We start from the raw sequence: 20122 nt of genomic DNA on the forward strand, positions 1-20122 counted from the left end.
TGTCTCATCCTTGTCGATGGCCGCCCAGAATACGCGCTGCTGCCGTCACGCCCCACCATGAGGCTTCTTCAAAAACCGAATACCCCGACAGGTCGGCGTGCGCGAACAGCACCGGACCGTCCACGGCACGCAGGGCAGCCAGGCCCGGATTGGACAGGTAGCCGCACACCGGCGTAGCCATGGCGTGGCCGCGCACCGTGATCTCCAACTGGCGCGCATTGCGCCAGAACTCCTTGCCATACGCCGCCACCAGATCCACCGCGGCCACGTCGCGCAGGTCTTGCGGGGTGGCGCGCGTCAGCCATTCGCGCGCGGCCTGCGGCGTCTGGCCGCTCAGCGCGTGATACGCGGTGAACACGCTGCGCGGCGTGCGCGCCACGCGCAGCAATTGATGGGTGGACACGACGTAGCCCAGCGCCTGGCCTTCGTAGACGACGTTGTCCCACGATAGCGGCTCGCCCGGCGCTTCCAGCGGATAGCCGTCCATGACGAAGTTCGACACCATCCAGGCCGCGTGCGGCGCGGCGTGCGTGGCCGGGTCGTAGCCGTACGCACGGATGTCCGGCAGCAGGCGCTGCGCGACGAAGAGCGGCATGGCGCAGACGGTGCGGCGGGTTTGCAGGGCATAGGCGCGGGCGGCGCCATCGGCCGAATCCTCGATGCACAGGACGCGCGGGCCGGAGGCCAGTTCCTCGATACGCACCGCCGTGCCCGGCAGCAGCCAGTCTGCGTGGCCGAGCTTCTGCGTGATGGCCGCGCGCATCCGTTCGGCCAGCGTCGCCAGCCCGCCCGGCCAGGTCAGCACGGCGCCTTCGCCGGCATTGGTGGCATGGCCGTCGCGGCTGGCAAAGTAATGCAGCCCCGCCCACGCGGAGACGACCTCGATTCCCGCGCCGTAGTCGTCCCGGCAGCAGTAGTTCAGATACCAATGCAGCGCGGGCGAGGTATAGCCTTCACGCGCCAGCCAGTCCTTGAACGTCAGCGCGTCCAGCGCGCGCCACGCCGGATCGCGCGACGACAGGTCGAGCGGAATGCAGAACACCTTGCGGCCGTCGCTGCCGACCTGTGTGCGCAGCTGATCGACCAGCGCCAGAAAGCGCTGGTGCTGGGCGGCGTCGGCATCCGGCACGTCCGTCATCGGCAGCAGGTGTTCTTCCCAGCGCCCGTTGCGCAGCAGTCTTTCCTGCGGGGAATGCACCAGGACGGCTTCGTCGTAATAGGGACGCGCGTCGCCCGCGCCGCGCTCAATGATGCCGAAGTCGGCCAGCATTTCACGCACGTGGGCGGACGCCAGCGAGGGCAAGGGCAGGTAGTGCGCGCCCAGCGGATAGTCCAGCCCATCTCGCACGCCCGCCGCGGCGTTGCCCGCGAACTCGGGGCCCTGCACCACGACAAAATCGGTGAAGCCTTCTCGGGCCAGTTTCCACGCGCAGGACAGGCCCGCCACGCCGGCGCCCAGGATTGCGACTTCTTGCTGCCGCGTGGCCGACGGCTGCGGCAGGGCGGCCTTGTCGCGCAGCGCGTGGCCGGCCTGCATGCCGGGATAGTGCACGTCGGGCGTCGTCTCGACGACGCGCGCGCGCCAATAGCCGACCGAGCCCGCCGCGGCGGCCGTGGCAGCGCCCAACAGGAAGCTGCGGCGCCGCATCAGCGGATGACCTTGCGCCAGTCCTCGTCGAAGTAGCGCACGAGCGATTGTTCGTTCAGGCGGTTCGGCGGCATGGCCAGCGCCGGCATGTCGGCGGGAAAGTGAAAGAGCTCGCGCACGGTGACGGCGTCCAGATAGCGCGTGGGCACGGTGATTTTTTCGGGCGGTGCGTAGTCGCGCCGCTTGCTGGCCAGGATGAAACCCCAGTCGCCGAACGACGGCACGTAGGTGTGATACGGCCAGGTGTTCAGGCCCGCTTCCTTCAGGGTTGCGTCCACGCTCCAGAACGAACGCGGCGCGAAGTAGGGCGAGGTGGACTGCACGACCATGTAGCCGTTTTCCGCCAGATGCCGCGCCATCAGGTGATAGACCGGCACGGAGTACAGCCGTCCCAAACCGAAGTTGGACGGATCGGGAAAGTCCACCACGATGAAGTCGTAGACCTCGGCGTGTGTCTCCAGCCACCGCCCCGCGTCGTCATTGATGACGGTGACGCGCGGGTCTTTGAGCGCGCCCGCGTTCAGCGCGACCAGCGGGTCCGAACGCGAAAACAGATTCGTCATGGCCGGATCCAGATCCACCAGCGTGACGTGCTCGACGTGCTTGTATTTCAGGATCTCGCGCACGGCCAGGCCGTCGCCGCCGCCCAGCACCAGCACGTTGCGCGCCCACGGCAGCACCTGTAGGCCGGGATGCACCAGCGATTCGTGATACCGGTGCTCGTCGCGCGACGAGAACTGCAGGTTGCCGTTGATGTACAGGCGCAGGTCGTCGTGCCAGCGCGTCACGGCCAGGCGCTGATACTGCGTGGTCTCGGCGTGGATGATGTCGTCGCCATACAGGCCTTTTTCGGCCCAGGCGGTCATGCTGCCGGAATAGACGAATCCCAGGCCCAGAATCCCCAGCACCACGCCGGCGCGCACGGCTTTTTCGCCGGGGCGGGTGACTTCGGCGCGGAACAGCCACGTGGTCCACAGCGCGACGCTGGCGTTCAGGATGCCGAACAGGAAGCTGGTGCGCAGCAGTCCCAGCTTGGGCGCCAGCAGCAATGGGAACACCAGCGACACGGCCAGCGCGCCCAGGTAGTCGAAGGTCAGCACGCGGCTGACGATTTCGCGGAATTCGGCCTTGCGCTGGTTGAAGACCCGCATCACCAGCGGGATCTCCATGCCGACCATCAGTCCGATGATGAAGACGCCGACATACAGCGCCGCGCGAAAGGGCGCGGACAGCCACGCGAACACCAGGAACAGGACGGCGGCCGACACGCCGCCCAACAACGCCACCAGCAGTTCTACGTCGATGAAGCGATTCAGAACGTCTTCGTCTCTTACATATTTTGACAACCATGAACCGATGCCCATCGCGAAGAGATAGCACCCGATCACGGAGGAGAACTGAAGGATCGAATCCCCAAGCAAATAGCTGGCGAGCGCGCTGCTGATGAGCTCGTAGCCCAACCCGCAGGACGCAACGATCAATACCGAGAGAATGAGAACGCGGTCGCGCATGGGAGTGTCCGAGCCAAAAAATGCGTTCGCAGTATATCGAACGCGACGTATATACTGCGCGCAATTGGGAGGCTGGCAATGGGAGAAGCAATGCATCCGGCGGTGACCTATCTGATCTATATCGTCTCGGCGCTTGTCATGCTGGGCGTTTTTACGGCGGTCTACACGGCCATCACGCACTACAAGGAATTCGACCTCATCCGCGAGGGCAACATTGCCGCCGCCCTGTCCTATGGCGGCGCGCTGGTCGGCTTCAGCCTGACCCTGTGTTCCAGCATCGCGGTCCACGCCAGCTTCGTCATGTTCGTGGTCTGGGGCGTGGCGGCGATGATCGTGCAGATCGTCGTCTACGCGGTGGTGTCCAAGGCCATACGCGGCATGACCGACGCCATCGCCGAAAACAACATCGCCATGGGCGGCCTGATCGGCGCGATTTCGCTGTCGGCCGGCATCGTCAACGCCGCCTGCCTGACCTGAGCGGCGCGCACTCTCCGATCTGACACAGGAGGACTTTCCATGAGTCTCGGTTCATTCATTCGCAAGCAGTTCATCGACATCCTGCAATGGAACGAGGATCGCGACGGCGTGCTCGCCTGGCGCCATCCGATGCAGGATTTCGAAATCCAGTACGGCGCCAGCCTGACCGTGCGGGAATCGCAGATGGCGGTGTTCGTCAACGAAGGCAAGGTGGCCGACGTGTTCGGCCCCGGCATGTACAAGCTGACGACGCAGACGCTGCCGATCCTGACTTACCTGAAGAACTGGGACAAGCTGTTCGAGTCGCCCTTCAAGTCGGACGTCATCTTTTTCAGCACCCGCCTGCAGTTGGGCCGGCGCTGGGGCACGGCGCAGCCGGTGACGTTGCGCGACAGCGAATTCGGCATGGTGCGTCTGCGTGCGTTTGGCGTGTATTCGTACCAGATATCCGATCCCGGCAAGTTCTACCGCGAAATCAGCGGCACGCGCGACGTGTACACGGTGGACGACCTTGAAGCGCAACTGCGCAATATGGTCGTGGCCGCCATGACGACCGCCCTGGGCAGTTCCAAGGTGCCGTTCCTGGACATCGCTGGCAACCAGGGCCTGATGTCGCAGAGCATCGCCGAACAGCTCGCGCCCGTGTTCGACCGCTACGGCGTCAAGCTGGACAACTTCACGGTCGAGAACGTGTCGTTGCCCGAAGAGCTGCAGAAGGCGCTGGACACCCGGATCTCGATGGGCATGGCCGGCGACCTGGGCAAGTTCACGCAGTATCAGACGGCGACGTCGATTCCGCTGGCCGCACAGAACGAAGGCGGGATTGCGGGCATCGGCGCGGGCCTGGCGGCCGGCGCGGCGCTGGGCCAGACGATGGCGCAGGGGCTGGGCGTATCTCAGGGCCAGCCGCAGCAGCCGGCCCAACAGCAGCCGGCCCAACAGCAGCCGCAGCAGCCGACGCAACAACCCGCCGCTCAGCCCGCGCAGGCCGATCCGGTGCAGCGCCTGCAGCAATTGAAAGACCTGCTGGACAAGGGCCTCATCACGGCGGCGGACTACGACTCGGCCAAGGCCGAGGTGCTGAAGAAACTCACCAGCTAAGGCCCCATGCAGCAGGTTCTGTGTCCGCAGTGCGGCGCCCCAGTCAAGTTCACGTCCGCGGCCTCCGTCATGGCGGTCTGCGGCGCCTGCCGCAGCACCTTGCTCAAGGATGCCGAGTCGGTCAGGCGCATCGGCGAAGCGGCCGACGTCCTTGAGGACTATTCGCCGCTGTGCCTGGGCGCGACGGGCACCTATGACGGCAAGCGCTTTGACGTCATCGGCCGCATCCAGATGCGCTTTGACGAGGGTTTCTGGAACGAGTGGTACGTGTGGTTCGATGACGCGTCCGACGGCTGGCTGTCGGACGCCTCGGGCCAGTATGCCGTCACGCGGCGGCGCAAGGTCAAGTCCGTGCAGGAGATGCCGGCGTTCGACAGCATCTCGCCCGGCGACGAACTGAAGCTCGACGGCCAGCGTTTCGTGGCGGCGGACGTGCGCACCAGCCAGGCCGGCGGCGCGCAGGGCGAGCTGCCCTTCGTGCCGGGCGACGGCTGGCAGGCCAAGGTGGCCGACTACCGCAGCCTGGACGCGTTCCTGACGCTGGATTTCTCGGACGGTCCGCAGCCCGAACTCTATATCGGCAAGGCGTTCGACCTGTCCGCCATGCAGGCGGGCTCGTTGCGCACCAAAGAACAGGTCGAGGAAACCGCGGGACGCTTTCGCGGCCAGATCAAGGCGCTGGACTGCCCGAACTGCGGCGCGCCGATCTCCTTCGTGGCCGCCATGGCCACGAATGTCGTTTGCCCGTCGTGCGCCGCCGCCGTCGACTGCTCGGGCCCCACGGCCGAGGTCATCGAAAAGGCGCGCAGGGTGCAGAAGATCCGCGCCACGTTGCCGCTGGGCTCGGTCGCCAAGATGGAAGGCGCCGACTTCACGCTGATCGGCCTGATGAAGTGCGCCGATCCCGATCCCGAAGAACCTTCAAGCTGGATGGAATACCTGCTGTTCAACCCGGCCAAGGGGTTCGTCTGGCTGGTGGAGTCCGACGAGGGTTGGGAACGCGTGCAGGTCTGCGACACCTGGCCCAGCCACAACAACGCCACCAGCGTGCGCTGGCGCAACCGGGTGTACCAGAAGCTGTACGACTACACCTCGCGCGTTGAAATGGCGCTGGGCGCGTTCAACTGGCGCGTCAAGGTCGGCGACAGCACGCAGATCACGGATTACCAGGTCGGCACGTTGAAGCTGACCCGCGAACTGGCCGACAAGGAACTGGGCTGGTCGGCGTCGGCGCCGGTGTCGCCGGCGCAACTGGCGCAGTGGTTCGACCGCCCGGAGCTCAATCGCCAGAAGGCGATGCGGGTGGCGTCGGCCAAGGGCGGGGGCGGCTATCGCAAATGGGCCAAGGGCGCGCTGATCGCGATGGTGTTCCTGAACTTCAACAATATTTTTGCCGGCCGCTTCATTCCGGTTCTGATCGGGATGGTGTTTCTCTGGCTACCGGCCATGCTGGCCGACATGCTGACAGGCGAGGACGAATAGATGAAGGGCAAGTTGTTGTATGCCATGTACGCGATGGTGGTCGTGCTGGCCACCACCAGCGCCAGTGCGCCGGGCACGCGCCTCTCCGGCGGCAGCAGTAGCAGCAGTTGGGGCAGCAGCTCCTCGGGCGGCTCGGGCTGGTCCTCGGGCGGATCCCACAAGTGACCGTGTACGGGACACCCGGCCGGCACGTGCTGGCGGACTTCCGCGGCGTGGCGCCTGACCTCCTGACCGACGCGCAGGCGCTGGAACGGCACATGACCGCGGCGGCGCGCGCGGCCGGGGCGCAGGTGCTGAGCACCCATTTCCATCATTTCGGGGAAGGGGCGGGGGTAACCGGCGTGATCCTGCTCAGCGAATCCCATATCAGCATCCATTCCTGGCCGGAGCACTGCTTCGCGGCCCTGGACATCTTCATGTGCGGCGCGGCCCGGCCCGAAACCGCGTTGGACTTTCTGCGCGTCGCGCTGGCGGCCGAGTCCGTGCACGTCACCACTGTCGACCGCGGCTGATTCCGCCGCCCGGCGTCTCTCTTGATATTTCATAAACCCCTGTGGCGAGCGAAATTGACGACCGTTATATACCTGGATATATTTCGATCCTGACCCGCCGCCATCCACAGGAGAAATACATGTTGCACAAACGCCCGCTCTTGGCGCTGACCGTGGCGCTCGCCGCCGCATGGAGCGCCAATGCCAGCGCCGGAGAAATCGTGGTGTCGGCCGCCGCCAGCCTGACCAATGCCTTCAAGGAAGTGGCGCAGGGCTTTGAAAAGGAACATGCCGGCACCAAGGTGGTCTTGAACTTCGGCGCCTCCGACGTGCTCTTGCAGCAGATCGTGAAGGGCGCGCCCGCGGATGTATTCGCGTCCGCCGACCAGAAGGCGATGGACAAGGCGGTCGAGGAAAAGGCCGTCAAGCCTGCCACCCGCGTGGACTTCGCGGCCAACCAGATCGTGCTGATCGTTCCGACCGACAGCAAGGCGGGCATCAAATCGCTCAAGGACCTGGAGCGCGACGAGGTCAAGCGCATTGCTTACGGCAATCCGGCCTCGGTGCCGGTCGGCCGCTATACGCAGGCCGCGCTGCAGGCCGAGGGTCTGTGGGACGCCGTGCAGGCCAAGAGCGTGCTGGCGCAGAACGTGCGCCAAAGCCTGGACTACGTGGCGCGCGGCGAGGTCGATGCGGGCTTCGTGTTCGCGACCGACGCGGCCATCATGCCGGGCAAGGTCAATGTCGCCGTGCGCGTGCCGTCGACCACGCCCGTGACCTATCCCATTGCGTTGACCACGCGCGAGTCCGCGGCCAAGGAGGCCGAAAGCTTCGTGGCCTATGTCATGTCGCCCGCCGGGCAGGCGATACTGTCGCGTTTCGGCTTTCAGAAGCCCTGAGTCTTTGTTGAATCGTAGGTATTGATGAGTGATCCGGTCTGGGTCCCGCTGCTGCTTTCCCTGAAAGTGGCCGGTTGGGCGACGCTTTTGGCGACCGTGGCCGGCACGGCTGCGGCGTACGGCCTGTCGCGCTGGCGCTGGCCCGGCCGCGACCTGCTGGACGCCATCCTGACGCTGCCGCTGGTGCTGCCGCCGACCGTGCTGGGTTACTACCTGCTGGTGCTGCTGGGCCGGCGCGGCATCATCGGCGAGACGCTGGCGCGCTGGAATATCGAGCTGGTCTTCACATGGCAGGGCGCCGTGATCGCGGCGTCGGTGGTGGCTTTTCCGCTTGTGTTCAAGTCGGCGCGGGCCGCGTTTGAAAACGTGGATGGCCAGCTTGAAAACGCGGCGCGCGTGCTGGGCGTGGGCGAAGCGGGCGTGTTCTTTCGCGTCACCTTGCCGCTGGCTGCCCGCGGCATCGCGGCCGGCGTGCTGCTGGCGTTTGCGCGGGCGCTGGGCGAATTCGGCGCCACGCTGATGATCGCGGGCAACCTGCCGGGCCGCACGCAGACGCTGTCGGTCGCCATCTATGAAGCGGTGCAGGCGGGCGATGACGCTACCGCCAACATGCTGGTGCTGGTCACATCCATCACCTGCATCGTCGTGCTGCTGGCCGCCGGCAAGCTGGTGCCCATCGGCGCTGGCCAGCGCAACGGAGGCGGGCGATGAGTATCGACCTTGCCGTGCGCAAGCATATGGTGTCGGGCGACCGCAAATTCGAACTCGACGTGCAGTTCAAGTCGGCCGCCAAACGCATCGCGCTGTTCGGGCCCTCGGGCGCGGGCAAGAGCCTGACCTTGCGGGCCGTGGCCGGATTGCTGCGCCCCGACGCCGGGCGCATCGTCATCAATGGACGGGTGCTGTTCGACGGCGAGTCGAGCATCAACCTGCCGGCGCGATCGCGCCGCGTGGCGTATCTGTTCCAGGACTACGCGCTGTTTCCCCATCTGACCGTGGCGCAGAACATCGCATTCGGTCTGCGCGGCGGTTGGCTCAATCCGCCACGCCGCGAGGTGACGCGCGAGGCGCAGCGCTGGGTCGACGCTTTTGAACTGGGCGCCATCGTCGGCAGCTATCCCAACGAGATTTCGGGCGGGCAGAAGCAGCGCGTCGCGCTGGCGCGGGCGCTGATGCTGCAGCCCGACATCCTGCTGCTGGACGAACCGTTTTCCGCGCTGGACTCGCAGTTGCGCGGCAAGATGCGGCAGGAACTGGATGCGTTGCAGCGGCAGCTGGATGTGCCGATGCTGCTGATCACGCACGATCCCGCGGACGTGGAGGCCCTGGCCGACGAGGTGTTCGAGGTGCGCGAGGGCAGGGTGGGGCGCCACGACGAGAACGTGGGACTGTAATCAACATGGTGAAGGCCTGATTCACCTGACGGCTGGACTTGGGTGAAGGCCGCCGCGACTGCAGAAGTCAGTCCAGCACGCCGAGAATCACGCTGGACGCCTTGAAGATCGCCACCGCCTCGGCGCCGACATCCAGCTTCAGGTCTGCGGCGCTCTCGTTCGTGACGATGGCCGCCAGCGTGGCGCCGCCGTCCATGGCAATCAGGATTTCGCTGTTGACGGCGCCCGGGCGCAGATCAGTAATGCGCCCCTGCAGCTGGTTGCGCGCCGACAGGCGCAGTCCCGGCCCCGGCGCGCCGACGATGACCGACGACGCCTTGACCAGCGCGATGGCTTCCTTGCCGGGCGCAAGGCCCAGCTCTTTGGTGCTTTCGCGGGTGATGGTGGCCGTGACCGCGTGGCCGCCGGCGATGCGCAGCACCACTTCATCGTTGACGGCGCCTTCGCGGATCTCGATGACGGTGCCCAGAAACTTGTTGCGTGCGCTGGTCTTGAGCATGAAACGCCTCATCAGGTCGATGTCGCCGCTGGCATCCAGCCCCGCGCGCGTCAGGTTGTCCATGAACTTGCGGTGTTCGACTTCAAGCGCCCGGAAGGTCGTGATCAGGCGGCGCGCCCGGTCCGTCAGCTGCGTACCGCCGCCGCCCTTGCCGCCCGCCGCGCGCAGCACCAGCGGTTCGCCGGCCAGGTTGTTCATGGCGTCGATCGCGTCCCACGCGCCCTTGTAGCTCATGCCCACGGCGCGCGCCGCCGCCGTGATCGATCCGGTCGCGTCGATCTGCGCCAGCAGATCAATGCGGTTCTTGCCGCCCCAGGTCTGGGCGCCGGAGCGAAACCAAATGGAGCCGTCGAGTTCAAGCATGGGCGTGTCTGTAGGGATGGCCGGAAGCGACCGGAAGTGTAATGGACCCGGCGCGCGGGGCGTTGGGGAAGTGGTCCTGCGCGGCGTGGAAGTCGTCCTGCACAGCGCCACGGCAGTCCGGACGCGCCGGTGAACAGGCACCCCCAATCTGGCGGCAAGCGCGGCATCGCGTGATCTTGCCTGGAATTTTGGTGGTTGCGAATGAGATTCTGTTGAAACTTTGATGGCTTCGCGGCACTATGTGGTCGCCTTGAACTCACGGAGAGATCGACATGAAAGCGTTGAAATTGCTGACGGCGGGTTCCATGACGGCATTACTGGCGGCCTGCGCCTCAGGCCCAACGGTCAAGAGCGATTACGACCACCAGGCAAATTTTGCGCAGTACCAGACGTTCGGCTACATGTCTCCGCTGGGGACGGACAAGGCCGGCTACAACACGCTGCTGACCGAACGGCTCAAGAGCGCGGCCCGCGGCCAGATGGAAATGCGCGGCTATACCTACAGCGCCACCAATCCCGACCTGCTTCTGAATTTCGGCGCCAAGCTCCAGCAGCAGACCGAAGTCACGCCCGGCTTCGCGCCCATGGGCCCGTATTACGGGTATCGCACCGGTTTCTACGGCGGCTGGCCCGGCTACGGCTGGGGCGACGACGTCTACCAATACACCGAAGGCACGCTGAGCGTCGACCTGGTGGATGCGCGGCGGCGGCAACTGGTCTGGGAGGGCGTCGCCGTGGGCGAGGTCCAGAATCCCGACAGCGCGGGTTCGGCGGAGAACGTGGACAAGGTGGTGGCGGAGGTCTTCGCCAAATACCCGTTCCGCGCCGGCGTCGGCACGCCGCAGGTGCCGGACAAGACCAAGCGATAGAGGACGCCGCATGACCGCTCGCCGCAAGGCCCTGGCCGAAGACACCGGCGATACGCCGCCCTACGATACCGTCGCGCTCGTGCTGCAGGGTGGCGGCGCGCTCGGTTCCTACCAGGCGGGGGTGTACCAGGGCCTGCACGAAGCCGGCATCCGGCCCAACTGGATTTCCGGCATTTCCATCGGGTCGATCAACGCCGCCATCATCGCAGGATCCCCGGAAGACGAGCGGGTCGAACGGCTGCGCGGCTTCTGGGAAAGCATCTGCCGGCCTACCGGTTTTGCCTCGTTGCCCTGGGGTGATGCCTTCACCCGCATGTTCGAGGGCCAGCCGTTTGGCTTTGGCTCGCCCGCGATGAATGGGCAGGTATCGGCAATGCAGGCCCTGTTGACCGGCCAGCCCGGTTTCTTCAAGCCGCGCTTTCCGCCGCCCTATCTGGTGCGGGGCCGCGGCGCCGCTTCCACCAGCTTCTACGACACCACGCCGCTGGCCGACACCCTGCGCCAGTTCGTGGATTTCAAGCTGCTCAACAGCGGCGCGGTGCGGGCCAGCTTCGGCGCCGTGAACGTGCGCTCGGGCAACTTCGCGTATTTCGACACCCTGCATCACACGCTCGGTCCCGAGCACGTCATGGCCTCGGGCGCCTTGCCGCCGGGATTCCCGTCGGTGGAGATCGGCGGCGAACACTATTGGGACGGCGGCGTCGTCTCCAACACGCCGCTGGCGCAGGTGCTGACCACCGAAAACATGCGCGACACGCTCGCGTTCCAGGTCGATCTCTGGCCGGCGCGCGGCGAACTGCCCACGTCGCTCGAAGAGGTGGCCGAGCGGCAAAAGGATATCCAGTATTCCAGCCGCACCCGCCTAGTCACCGATCAGTTGCGGCGCGTGCTGAAGCTGCGCCACGGGCTGCAGCGGCTGCTTGAGCGCCTGCCGGAAAGCGAACGCGACGCGCCGGACCTGGCCGACATCCGCAAGCTTTCGCACACGCCGGCCACCAACATCATCAACCTCATCTACGAGGCCAAGCATCGCGAGCGGTACTCCAAGGACTACGAGTTCGGCACCGAAGCCATGCGCGAGCACTGGGAGTCGGGATTGACGGACATCCGCCGCACGCTTGAAAAGCCGGGCATCCTGGCCCGTCCGACGCAGGACAGCTGCTTCGTCACGCACGACATTCATCGCAACGGCACCCATCATTCGTAGCGGGCGGCGGGATCATCCGGCGGCGTAAAAGTCGGATTGGTCTGATAGATGAGCGGCGACGGGCGCAGAACCCCGCCGTGAGGGTAGCCTTCCGGGACAAACCGCAACCTTGTTCCGGGACGGGCCGCCCCAAAGCGTGCCACCGGCCGTCCTGGTGGAGATCCGCCTTGAACGCTCCCTTTCCTGATCCCGGTATTGCTTCCGTTCACGCTGGCGTTTCTGCCGGCGTTGCGCCTGGCATGACGGCTGGCGTTGCTGCCGGTGTTAATGCTTCCGGCCCGTGGTCTTCCAGCCAGGCGCACGAACCCGTCGACGGCTGGTGGAGCCTGCTCTATTGGGGCTGGACGCTGCAACTGCCCAACGGCGTGCGGCTGGATCTCACCGAGGTCGAGCGCGCCTGCTTTGCGTGCCTGTTGAAGAACCCGCGCCGCGAACTGGCCCGCAGCGAAGTGAAATCCTTGCGTGGCGGCATGAACATGCGGTCGCTCAACGTCGCTATCTGCCGGCTTCGCACCAAGGTCCGCCTTGCGGGCGCAAGGCTGCCGCTGCACACGGTGCATGGCGTGGGCTACGCATTCCTGGGCAATCTGCGGGAGCTCGCCACCGGCTAAAGATTGTTGCGGAATTACTCCCGAAAGTTCCCCCGAACTGCCCGAAAGTACGTGATTTCCCCAATATCTGAGTTACATTACTGGGCTATTCATGTGTCGTTGGTGACGCTTGGTCATGATTTGATCGCTGCCTCCTGGCACGTTCGGATTGCTGCGGTTCCTGACGCGATTTCACGACGCGATTCATTACGCTACGCGGGGGTTTCAATGCGGTTTTCGCCTAAACGATTTTCGGGTCTGGCTGTTTCCGGTGGCGTCCTCGCGCTGATATTGGCGGGTTGTGGTGAAAAGCCCCAGATGAATCCTGGCATGCCCCAGGTCAGCGTCGTCACCGTGCAGCCGCAGCGCGCACCCATCGTCTCTGAACTGCCCGGCCGCGTGGACGCCGTGCGCGACGCGCAGATCCGCGCCCGTGTCACCGGCATCGTGCAGCGCATCACGTTCGAGCAGGGCGGCGATGTGAAAGAGAACCAGCTGCTGTTCAAGATCGATCCGGCGCCCTACAAGGCCGCCTACGATCAGGCAACGGCGCAGTTGAAGCAGGCGCAGGCCAACCTGTTCAGCGCCAAGCTGCTGGCCGACCGCTACGCCCCGCTGGTCAAGGCCAACGCCGTCAGCAAGCAGGAATATGACAACGCCGTGGCATCCTTCCGCCAGGCCGACGCCACCGTCGCCGCCGCCAAGGCCGCGCAGGACAACGCCGCGATCAACCTGAGCTACACGGACGTCACCTCGCCGATCACCGGCCGCATCGGCAAGCCGCTGGTCACCGAAGGCGCGCTGGTCGAATCCACCTCCGCCACGCAGATGGCCACGGTGCAGCAGCTGGACCCCATCTACGTCGACTTCACGCAGTCCACCGCCGACCTGGCCGCGCTGCGCCGCGCCTTTGCCAGCGGCCGGCTGCAGCAGGTGGGCAAGGACGCGGCCCGCGCCACCGTCGTGCTCGAAGACGGCTCCGAATACGATCACCCCGGCAAGCTGCTGTTCACGGGCATCACCGTGGATCCCAGCACGGGCCAGGTGAACCTGCGGGCCGAAGTCCCCAATCCCGACGGCATCCTGCTGCCCGGCATGTATGTGCGCGTCCGGCTGGAGCAGGGCTTTGACGATGTTGCCCTGATGGTTCCCCAGCAGGCGCTGCAGCGCACGGCCGACGGCAAGCAGAGCCTGATGCTGGTGCGCGACAACAAGATCGCGCAGTCGCCGGTCACTACCGGTGGCGCCTTCCAGAACAACTGGCTGATCACCAGCGGCCTGAAGGCCGGCGACGTGGTGGTGGTCGAGGGCTTCCAGAAGATCCGTCCCGGCGCGCCGGTGCAGGTCAGCCAATGGAAACAGGGCGGGGCGCCCGCACAGGGCGGCGCGCCAGCCGCGCAGCCTGGCGCCAAGCCGGCTGAGGGTGCCGCAGCCCCCGGTGCGGCCCCCGCCGCCAAGCCCGCCGAATCCGCCCCGCAGCCCGGCGCCAAGCCGGCCGAACCTGCCCAGCAGGACAAGGCCGCAGGCCAGAAATCGTAAGCGGCACGCGGCGCAGCAAGCGCCGCGTTCCTCTTTGGTGAGCATCGCTTTCAGAGTCAGCCCACATGCCGCAATTTTTTATCGATCGACCAATCTTCGCCTGGGTAGTCGCCCTTTTCATTCTGCTGGCAGGGGTGTTGGCCATCCCGAACATGCCGGTCGCGCAGTACCCCGATGTGGCGCCGCCCGCCATCACGATCACGGCCACCTACCCGGGCGCGTCCGCCCCGGAAGTGGCCGAGTCGGTCACCAGCATCATCGAAGACCAGCTCAACGGCGCCAAGGGCCTGATCTATTACGAGTCGGTCAGCGATTCCTACGGCACCTCGACCATCACCGCCACGTTTGCGCCCGGCACCAATCCCGACCTGGCGCAGGTGGACGTGCAGAACCGCGTGTCCAACGTGATCGCCCAGTTGCCCGCCGCCGTGCAGCAGCAGGGCCTGCAGTATGAGCAGACCAGCACCGGCTTTCTGATGATCGTGACGCTGTCGTCCACGGACGGCACGCTGGACCAGACGGCCCTGGCCGACTACATCACCCGCAACGTGAAGAACCCGGTGTCCCGGGTGCCGGGCGTGGGCCAGTTCCAGCTCTTTGCCGCGCCGCGCGCGATGCGCATCTGGGTGGACCCGGCCAAGCTCGTGGGTTTCAACCTCAGCATGTCAGAGGTCAACAACGCCATCGCCGGCCAGAACGTGCTGATTTCCGGCGGCAGCATCGGCGCGCCGCCCAATCCGGATTCGCAGCGCATCACGGCCACGGTCACGGCCAACGGCCAGCTCAGCACGGTCGACGGCTTCGGCCGGATCGTCCTGCGCGCCAATACCGACGGCTCCAAGGTGCTGCTGCGCGACGTCGCCCGCATCGAGGTCGGCGCCGACAACTACCAGTTCGGCGCCCGCCTGAACGGCAAGCCGACAGCCGCCTTCGCCATTGTGCTGTCGCCCAACGCCAACGCGCTGGCCACGGCGCAAGGCGTGCGCAACCAGATGCAGGAGCTGTCCAAGTACTTCCCGGACAACATCCAGTACTCGGTGCCGTACGACACCGCGCCCTACGTCAAGGTGTCCATCGAACAGGTGCTGCACACGCTGGCTGAAGCCATGGTGCTGGTGTTCCTGGTCATGTATCTGTTCCTGCAGAACGTGCGCTACACGCTGATCCCGGCGCTCGTCGTTCCGGTGGCCATGCTGGGGGCGTTCGCGGTGATGCTGGCGCTTGGATTCTCGATCAACGTGCTGACCATGTTCGCGATGGTGCTTGCCATCGGGATTCTGGTGGACGATGCCATCGTGGTCGTCGAAAACGTTGAACGGATCATGGCGACCGAGGGCTTGCCGCCCAAAGAGGCCACCAAGAAGGCCATGCCGCAGATCAGCGGCGCCATCATCGGGATCACGCTGGTGCTGGTGACAGTGTTCCTGCCGCTGGCCTTCATGAGCGGGTCGGTGGGCGTGATCTACCGTCAGTTCTCGGTGGCCATGGCCGTGTCCATCTTCTTCTCGGCACTGCTGGCGCTGACCTTCACGCCGGCGCTGTGCGCCACCATCCTCAAGCCGGTGGCCAAGGGCCACCACGAGGACAAGAAGGGTTTCTTCGGCTGGTTCAACCGCAAGTTCGACGCCACCACCCACGGCTACCAGAACTGGGTGTCGCGCATCCTGCACAAGGGCGGCCGGATGATGCTGGTGTTCCTGGTGCTGGTCCTCTTGCTGGGCTGGCTGTACCTGCGTCTGCCGTCGTCGTTCCTGCCCGAGGAAGACCAGGGCTATGTGGTCAGCAACATCGAGCTGCCCACCGGCGCGAGCGCCAATCGCACGGTCGAGGTGATTGAGCAGGTCGAGAAATACTTCCAGGGCATTCCGGCCGTCGAGAACATCATCGCCGTGCAGGGCTACAGCTTCAACGGCAACGGCCTGAACGCCGCCATTGCGTTCACCACGCTCAAGGACTTCAAGGACCGCAAGGAGCGCCAGGATTCCGCCGGCGCCATTGCGTTCACCGCTTTCGAAAAGCAGCTCATGGGCATCCATGATGCGCAGGTGTTCACGCTGGTGCCGCCGGCCATTTCGTCGCTGGGCAACGCCACGGGCTTCGACCTGCGCCTGCAGGACCGCGGCGCGGCCGGCACCGAGGCGCTGGCCGCGGCCACCGCCCAGCTGATGGGCGAGGCCATGAAGAGCCCGATCCTGTCGCAGGTCCGCATCACGGGCCTGTCGGCGGGCACGCAGCTCACGCTGAACATCGACCGCGACAAGGCGGCCGCTTTGGGCGTGGACTTCAATGAAGCCGCCTCGCTCATTTCCACCGCTGTCGGCTCGGCGTATCTCAGCAAGTTCCCCAACATGGGCCGGATGCAGAACATCTGGGTCCAGGCCGATGCGCCGTACCGCATGCAGTTGTCCGACGTGCTCAAGCTGAACGCGCGCAACGGGCAGGGCGGGATGGTGCCGCTGTCGACGTTCGTGTCGGCGGAATGGGTTCAGGGGCCGGTGCAGGTGGTGCGCTACAACAGCTACGAGTCCATGCGTATCGGCGGCGCCTCGGCGCCGGGCTACTCCACCGGCCAGGCCATGGAAGAAATGCAGCGTCTGGTCGCGCAGTTGCCGCAAGGCTTCGGCTACGAGTGGACCGGGCTGTCCTACCAGGAATTGCAGGCCGGCAACCAGGCCCCGATCCTGATGGGCCTGTCGCTGCTGGTCGTGTTCCTGGTGCTGGCCGCGCTGTACGAAAGCTGGGCCATCCCCATTTCCGTCATGCTGGTGGTGCCGCTGGGCATGCTGGGCGCGGTGGCGCTGGTCAGCGCGCTGGGCATGTCCAACGACGTGTACTTCCAGGTCGGGATGGTGACCGTGATCGGCTTGGCGGCCAAGAACGCCATTCTTATCGTGGAGTTCGCCAAGGACCAGTACGCCCGCGGCATGGGGCTTTATGAATCCGCGGTCGAGGCGGCGCGACTGCGTTTCCGTCCGATTCTGATGACGTCGCTGGCGTTCATCCTGGGCGTGATCCCGCTGGCGATGGCCACCGGCGCCGGTGCGGCCAGCCAGCGCGCAGTGGGCCTGGGCGTGCTGGGCGGCATGCTGGCCGCCACGCCGTTCGCCGTGATTTTCGTGCCGACGTTCTTCGTGGTGGTGCTGGGTCTCTTCAAGACCCGCCCGCGCCTGTTGGGCGCCGAGAAGCGTCTCTTCGAGGAAGAACAGGCGGCCAAGAAGGCGGAGGCCGAAAAGGCGTCCTTGCCCGGAACGCCGCAGCCCGCACAACCCACTGGTGGCCAGGAGGGCAAGGAATGAAAGCCCTGATGTTCAGACAGACCGCCTTGTCCGCCTTTGTGGCGGTGGCGTTGGCCGGCTGCTCGCTGGCTCCCGATTACAAGCGTCCCGACGCGCCGGTCAGCCCGGCGTGGCCCGACCAGCCCAAGGTGCAGTACGGCGCGTACACGCGCGCCACCACGCTGGGCTCGCAGCCCGCCGCCGACGTGATGCCGCAAGCCGGCACGCCTGCCGCGGACCTGGGCTGGCGCGAATTTTTCCGCGACCCGCGCCTGCAGGCGTTGATCGAACTGTCGCTGGTCAACAACCGCGACCTGCGCGTTGCGGTCCAGCGTGTCGAAGAGGCCAGGGCGCAGTACGGCATCCAGCGCGGCGCGCAGTGGCCCAGCATCGGCGCCGGCATCCAGGGCCAGCGTCAGCATCTGCCGGCCAACATGCGGGCCGGCGGCCCCGATTCCAGTTCCATCAGCAGTTCGTATCAGGCCGGGATTGGTCTGACGACCTTCGAGATCGACCTGTTCGGCCGCCTGCGCAACCTGTCCGAAGCCGCGTACCAGCAGTACCTGTCGACGGAACAGGCACAAAAAAGCGTGCACATCACGCTGGTCGGATCCGTCGCGCAGTCGTATTTCAATCTGCGCGCCGCCGAGGTCCAGCTGGAATTGACGCAGCGTACGCTGGCCTCGCGCCAGGAATCGTATGACCTGGTCAAGCGCCGTTTCGATGGCGGCGTCGCGTCCGAACTGGACCTGAACCAATCCAAATCGCTGCTGGACACGGCCTCCGCCGACCTCGCGCAACTGGCCCGCGCCCGGTCGCAAGCCATGAACGCGCTGGTGCTGGTGGTGGGCACGCCGCTGCCCGACACGCTGCCCCCGCCGGCCACGTTCGGCCGCGACCAGTTGCTGGCCACGGTGCCGTCCGGCCTGCCGTCCGATCTGCTGGAACGCCGTCCCGACATCGCGGCCGCCGAAAACCAGTTGCTGTCCGCCAATGCCAACATCGGCGCGGCGCGCGCGGCGTTTTTCCCGACCATCTCGCTGACCGGCCTGTTGGGCGTGGCCAGTCCGTCGCTGGGCGACCTCTTCAAGGGCGGGCAGGGCTACTGGAGCTTCTCGCCGTCGATCACGACGCCGCTATTTGCCGGCGGCAGCATCCGCGAGGGACTGAGCCTGGCCAAGGCGCGCGACAATATCGCCGTCGCGCAGTACGAACAGACCATCCAGCAGGCGTTCCGCGAAGTGTCGGACGCGCTGGCGGGCGAGGCCACCTACGGGGCGCAGCTCGACGCCCAGCGCGCGCTGCAGGATTCGTCGGCGCGGACGCTGGAGTTGTCGAATTTGCGTTATACCAACGGTATCGACAGCTACCTGCAGGTGCAGACCGCGCAGGTGGACTTTTTCAACGCCCAGCTGTCGCTCGTGCAAACCGGCCTGGCCGCGCTGATCAACCGCGTGGAGCTGTACAAGGCGCTGGGCGGCGGCTGGGAAGAAACAACGAAAGTGCAATGATAGAACTCGGTGTAAATATTGATCACGTCGCCACGCTGCGGCAGCAGCGCCATACGGCTTATCCCGACCCGATCGCCGCCGCGCTGCGCGCCGAAGATGCTGGCGCCGACCTGATCACGCTGCATCTGCGCGAAGACCGGCGCCACATCCAGGACGCCGACGTCTACGCGATCCGCCCGCAACTGCGCACCCGCATGAACCTGGAATGCGCGGTCACGCCGGAAATGCTGGAGATCGCCTGCGCGGTCAAGCCCAGCGACGTCTGCCTGGTGCCCGAAAAGCGCACCGAGCTCACGACCGAGGGCGGGCTGGAAGTGGCCGGCGCCTTTGGCCCCGTATCCGACGCCGTGGCGCTGCTGGCCGACGCCGGCATCCGCGTGTCGCTGTTCATCGATCCGGACCCGGTCCAGATCGCCGCGGCCGCCAAGGCCGGCGCACCCGTCATCGAACTGCACACCGGCGCCTACGCCGAAGCCGAGGGCGAAGCCGCCGAAGCGGAACTGCAACGCATCCGCTTGGCCGTGGCCGAAGGGCTGCGCCACGGACTGCGCGTGAACGCCGGTCATGGCCTGCACTATGGCAACGTCAAGCCGGTGGCCGCGCTGGACGGCATTTCCGAACTCAACATCGGCCACGCCATCGTCGCGCAGGCTATCTTCGACGGCTGGGAAAAGGCCGTGCGCGATATGAAGGCGCTGATGGTGCAGGCGCGCCTGCACGCGCTGCGCGGGCTTTGAACGCGGGCCGATGACGCGTTTTGACCGCTAGCCAGGCGATGCCGATGTCCGACTCTTCTTCCGCCACGCCCGCCGGCGCCATTGCCGGCATCGGCATGGACCTTCTGCGCATCGACCGCATCGAGCGCGCGCTCGCCCGCCACGGCGACCGGTTTGCCGAAAAGATCCTCGGCCCCGAGGAACTCCTGAAATTCCACGCCCGCCGCGCCCGCGACCCGGTGCGCGGGCTGCGCTTTCTGGCGACGCGCTTTGCCGCCAAGGAAGCGTTTTCCAAGGCGATCGGGCTGGGCATGCGCATGCCGATGACGTGGCGGCGCGTGCAGACGCTGAACGCGCCGGGCGGCCGCCCCGTGCTGGTGATCGCACCCGAACTGCTGAGCTGGTACGCTGACCGGTTTGGCGCGGCCCACGTTTCCATTACCGATGAATCCGACATGGCCGCCGCGTATGTGGTGGTCGAGCGCAAGCCCTAAGCCCTGCACTCGGGGCCATCCCCGCCGGCTTGCCGCACCCAGTTACAAGGACAGCC

Annotated in this window: 19 protein-coding genes; 16 read left to right on the plus strand and 3 right to left on the minus strand. The window is 66.0% G+C overall.

The features are described 5' to 3' along the window. Positions 1-4: 4 nt before the first annotated feature. Both KW836_RS20860 and KW836_RS20865 read right to left on the minus strand, forming a co-directional pair. On the minus strand, positions 5-1648 hold the full coding sequence (locus KW836_RS20860; protein ID WP_218344639.1) for an NAD(P)/FAD-dependent oxidoreductase: 1644 nt from the start codon (positions 1646-1648) through the stop codon (positions 5-7). After that, positions 1648-3159: a polyamine aminopropyltransferase gene (locus KW836_RS20865; protein WP_218344640.1), complete on the minus strand. Its 1512-nt coding sequence runs from the start codon at positions 3157-3159 to the stop codon at positions 1648-1650. Before KW836_RS20865 ends, KW836_RS20860 begins: the two co-directional genes overlap by 1 nt. Positions 3160-3249: 90 nt before the next feature. On the opposite strand from KW836_RS20865, the gene KW836_RS20870 reads away from it, so the two are divergent. From KW836_RS20870 to KW836_RS20905, 8 genes are all read left to right on the plus strand, one after another. Further along, positions 3250-3636, plus strand: coding sequence for a DUF350 domain-containing protein (locus tag KW836_RS20870; RefSeq protein ID WP_175123704.1), 387 nt, complete (start codon positions 3250-3252; stop codon positions 3634-3636). 39 nt (positions 3637-3675) lie between these two features. Beyond that, on the plus strand, positions 3676-4737 hold the full coding sequence (locus tag KW836_RS20875) for an SPFH domain-containing protein (RefSeq protein WP_218344641.1): 1062 nt from the start codon (positions 3676-3678) through the stop codon (positions 4735-4737). 6 nt (positions 4738-4743) lie between these two features. Beyond that, positions 4744-6219 carry a DUF4178 domain-containing protein gene (locus tag KW836_RS20880; protein ID WP_218344642.1) on the plus strand — a complete coding sequence of 492 codons (1476 nt, stop codon included), beginning with the start codon at positions 4744-4746 and terminating at the stop codon, positions 6217-6219. Beyond that, positions 6220-6384 (plus strand): hypothetical protein, encoded by a 165-nt coding sequence (locus KW836_RS20885; protein ID WP_175138093.1) that lies wholly within the window; start codon positions 6220-6222, stop codon positions 6382-6384. Next, positions 6381-6731, plus strand: a complete 351-nt coding sequence (speD, locus tag KW836_RS20890; protein ID WP_218344643.1) for an adenosylmethionine decarboxylase — start codon at positions 6381-6383, stop codon at positions 6729-6731. The genes KW836_RS20885 and speD overlap by 4 nt, the downstream gene beginning before the upstream one ends. Positions 6732-6850: 119 nt before the next feature. Continuing rightward, entirely contained in the window at positions 6851-7609 is a 759-nt protein-coding gene (modA, locus tag KW836_RS20895; protein WP_218344644.1) for a molybdate ABC transporter substrate-binding protein, read from the plus strand. Between the two features lie 24 nt (positions 7610-7633). Beyond that, a complete protein-coding gene (gene modB, locus KW836_RS20900; RefSeq protein ID WP_175123634.1) occupies positions 7634-8320 on the plus strand; it encodes a molybdate ABC transporter permease subunit in 687 nt (228 codons plus the stop codon). Beyond that, positions 8317-9003, plus strand: a complete 687-nt coding sequence (locus KW836_RS20905) for a sulfate/molybdate ABC transporter ATP-binding protein (protein ID WP_175138096.1) — start codon at positions 8317-8319, stop codon at positions 9001-9003. The genes modB and KW836_RS20905 overlap by 4 nt, the downstream gene beginning before the upstream one ends. 67 nt (positions 9004-9070) lie before the next feature. On the opposite strand, the gene KW836_RS20910 is transcribed toward KW836_RS20905, so the two are convergent. Further along, positions 9071-9865 carry a TOBE domain-containing protein gene (locus KW836_RS20910; protein WP_175138097.1) on the minus strand — a complete coding sequence of 265 codons (795 nt, stop codon included), beginning with the start codon at positions 9863-9865 and terminating at the stop codon, positions 9071-9073. Positions 9866-10137: 272 nt separating this feature from the next. On the opposite strand from KW836_RS20910, the gene KW836_RS20915 reads away from it, so the two are divergent. From KW836_RS20915 to acpS, 8 genes are all read left to right on the plus strand, one after another. Then, positions 10138-10734, plus strand: a complete 597-nt coding sequence (locus tag KW836_RS20915; protein ID WP_191575751.1) for a DUF4136 domain-containing protein — start codon at positions 10138-10140, stop codon at positions 10732-10734. A gap of 10 nt (positions 10735-10744) precedes the next feature. After that, the gene (locus tag KW836_RS20920; RefSeq protein WP_218344645.1) at positions 10745-11941 is read left to right on the plus strand and encodes a patatin-like phospholipase family protein; all 1197 of its coding nucleotides are present in this window, start codon (positions 10745-10747) and stop codon (positions 11939-11941) included. 239 nt (positions 11942-12180) lie between these two features. Further along, positions 12181-12552: a helix-turn-helix domain-containing protein gene (locus KW836_RS20925; RefSeq protein ID WP_218344646.1), complete on the plus strand. Its 372-nt coding sequence runs from the start codon at positions 12181-12183 to the stop codon at positions 12550-12552. A 207-nt stretch (positions 12553-12759) separates the two neighbouring features. Next, positions 12760-14070: an efflux RND transporter periplasmic adaptor subunit gene (locus KW836_RS20930; protein ID WP_175123628.1), complete on the plus strand. Its 1311-nt coding sequence runs from the start codon at positions 12760-12762 to the stop codon at positions 14068-14070. A gap of 65 nt (positions 14071-14135) precedes the next feature. Continuing rightward, positions 14136-17366: a multidrug efflux RND transporter permease subunit gene (locus tag KW836_RS20935; protein ID WP_175123627.1), complete on the plus strand. Its 3231-nt coding sequence runs from the start codon at positions 14136-14138 to the stop codon at positions 17364-17366. Next, entirely contained in the window at positions 17363-18856 is a 1494-nt protein-coding gene (locus KW836_RS20940; protein WP_175123626.1) for an efflux transporter outer membrane subunit, read from the plus strand. Before KW836_RS20935 ends, KW836_RS20940 begins: the two co-directional genes overlap by 4 nt. Continuing rightward, positions 18853-19593 carry a pyridoxine 5'-phosphate synthase gene (gene pdxJ, locus KW836_RS20945; RefSeq protein WP_175183947.1) on the plus strand — a complete coding sequence of 247 codons (741 nt, stop codon included), beginning with the start codon at positions 18853-18855 and terminating at the stop codon, positions 19591-19593. Before KW836_RS20940 ends, pdxJ begins: the two co-directional genes overlap by 4 nt. 38 nt (positions 19594-19631) lie before the next feature. After that, positions 19632-20066, plus strand: coding sequence for a holo-ACP synthase (acpS, locus tag KW836_RS20950; RefSeq protein ID WP_370633063.1), 435 nt, complete (start codon positions 19632-19634; stop codon positions 20064-20066). The last annotated feature ends 56 nt before the right edge of the window (positions 20067-20122 follow it).

Origin of the sequence: Achromobacter sp. ACM05 (genome assembly GCF_019218915.1) — a bacterium.
GTDB lineage: Bacteria > Pseudomonadota > Gammaproteobacteria > Burkholderiales > Burkholderiaceae_B > Achromobacter > Achromobacter animicus.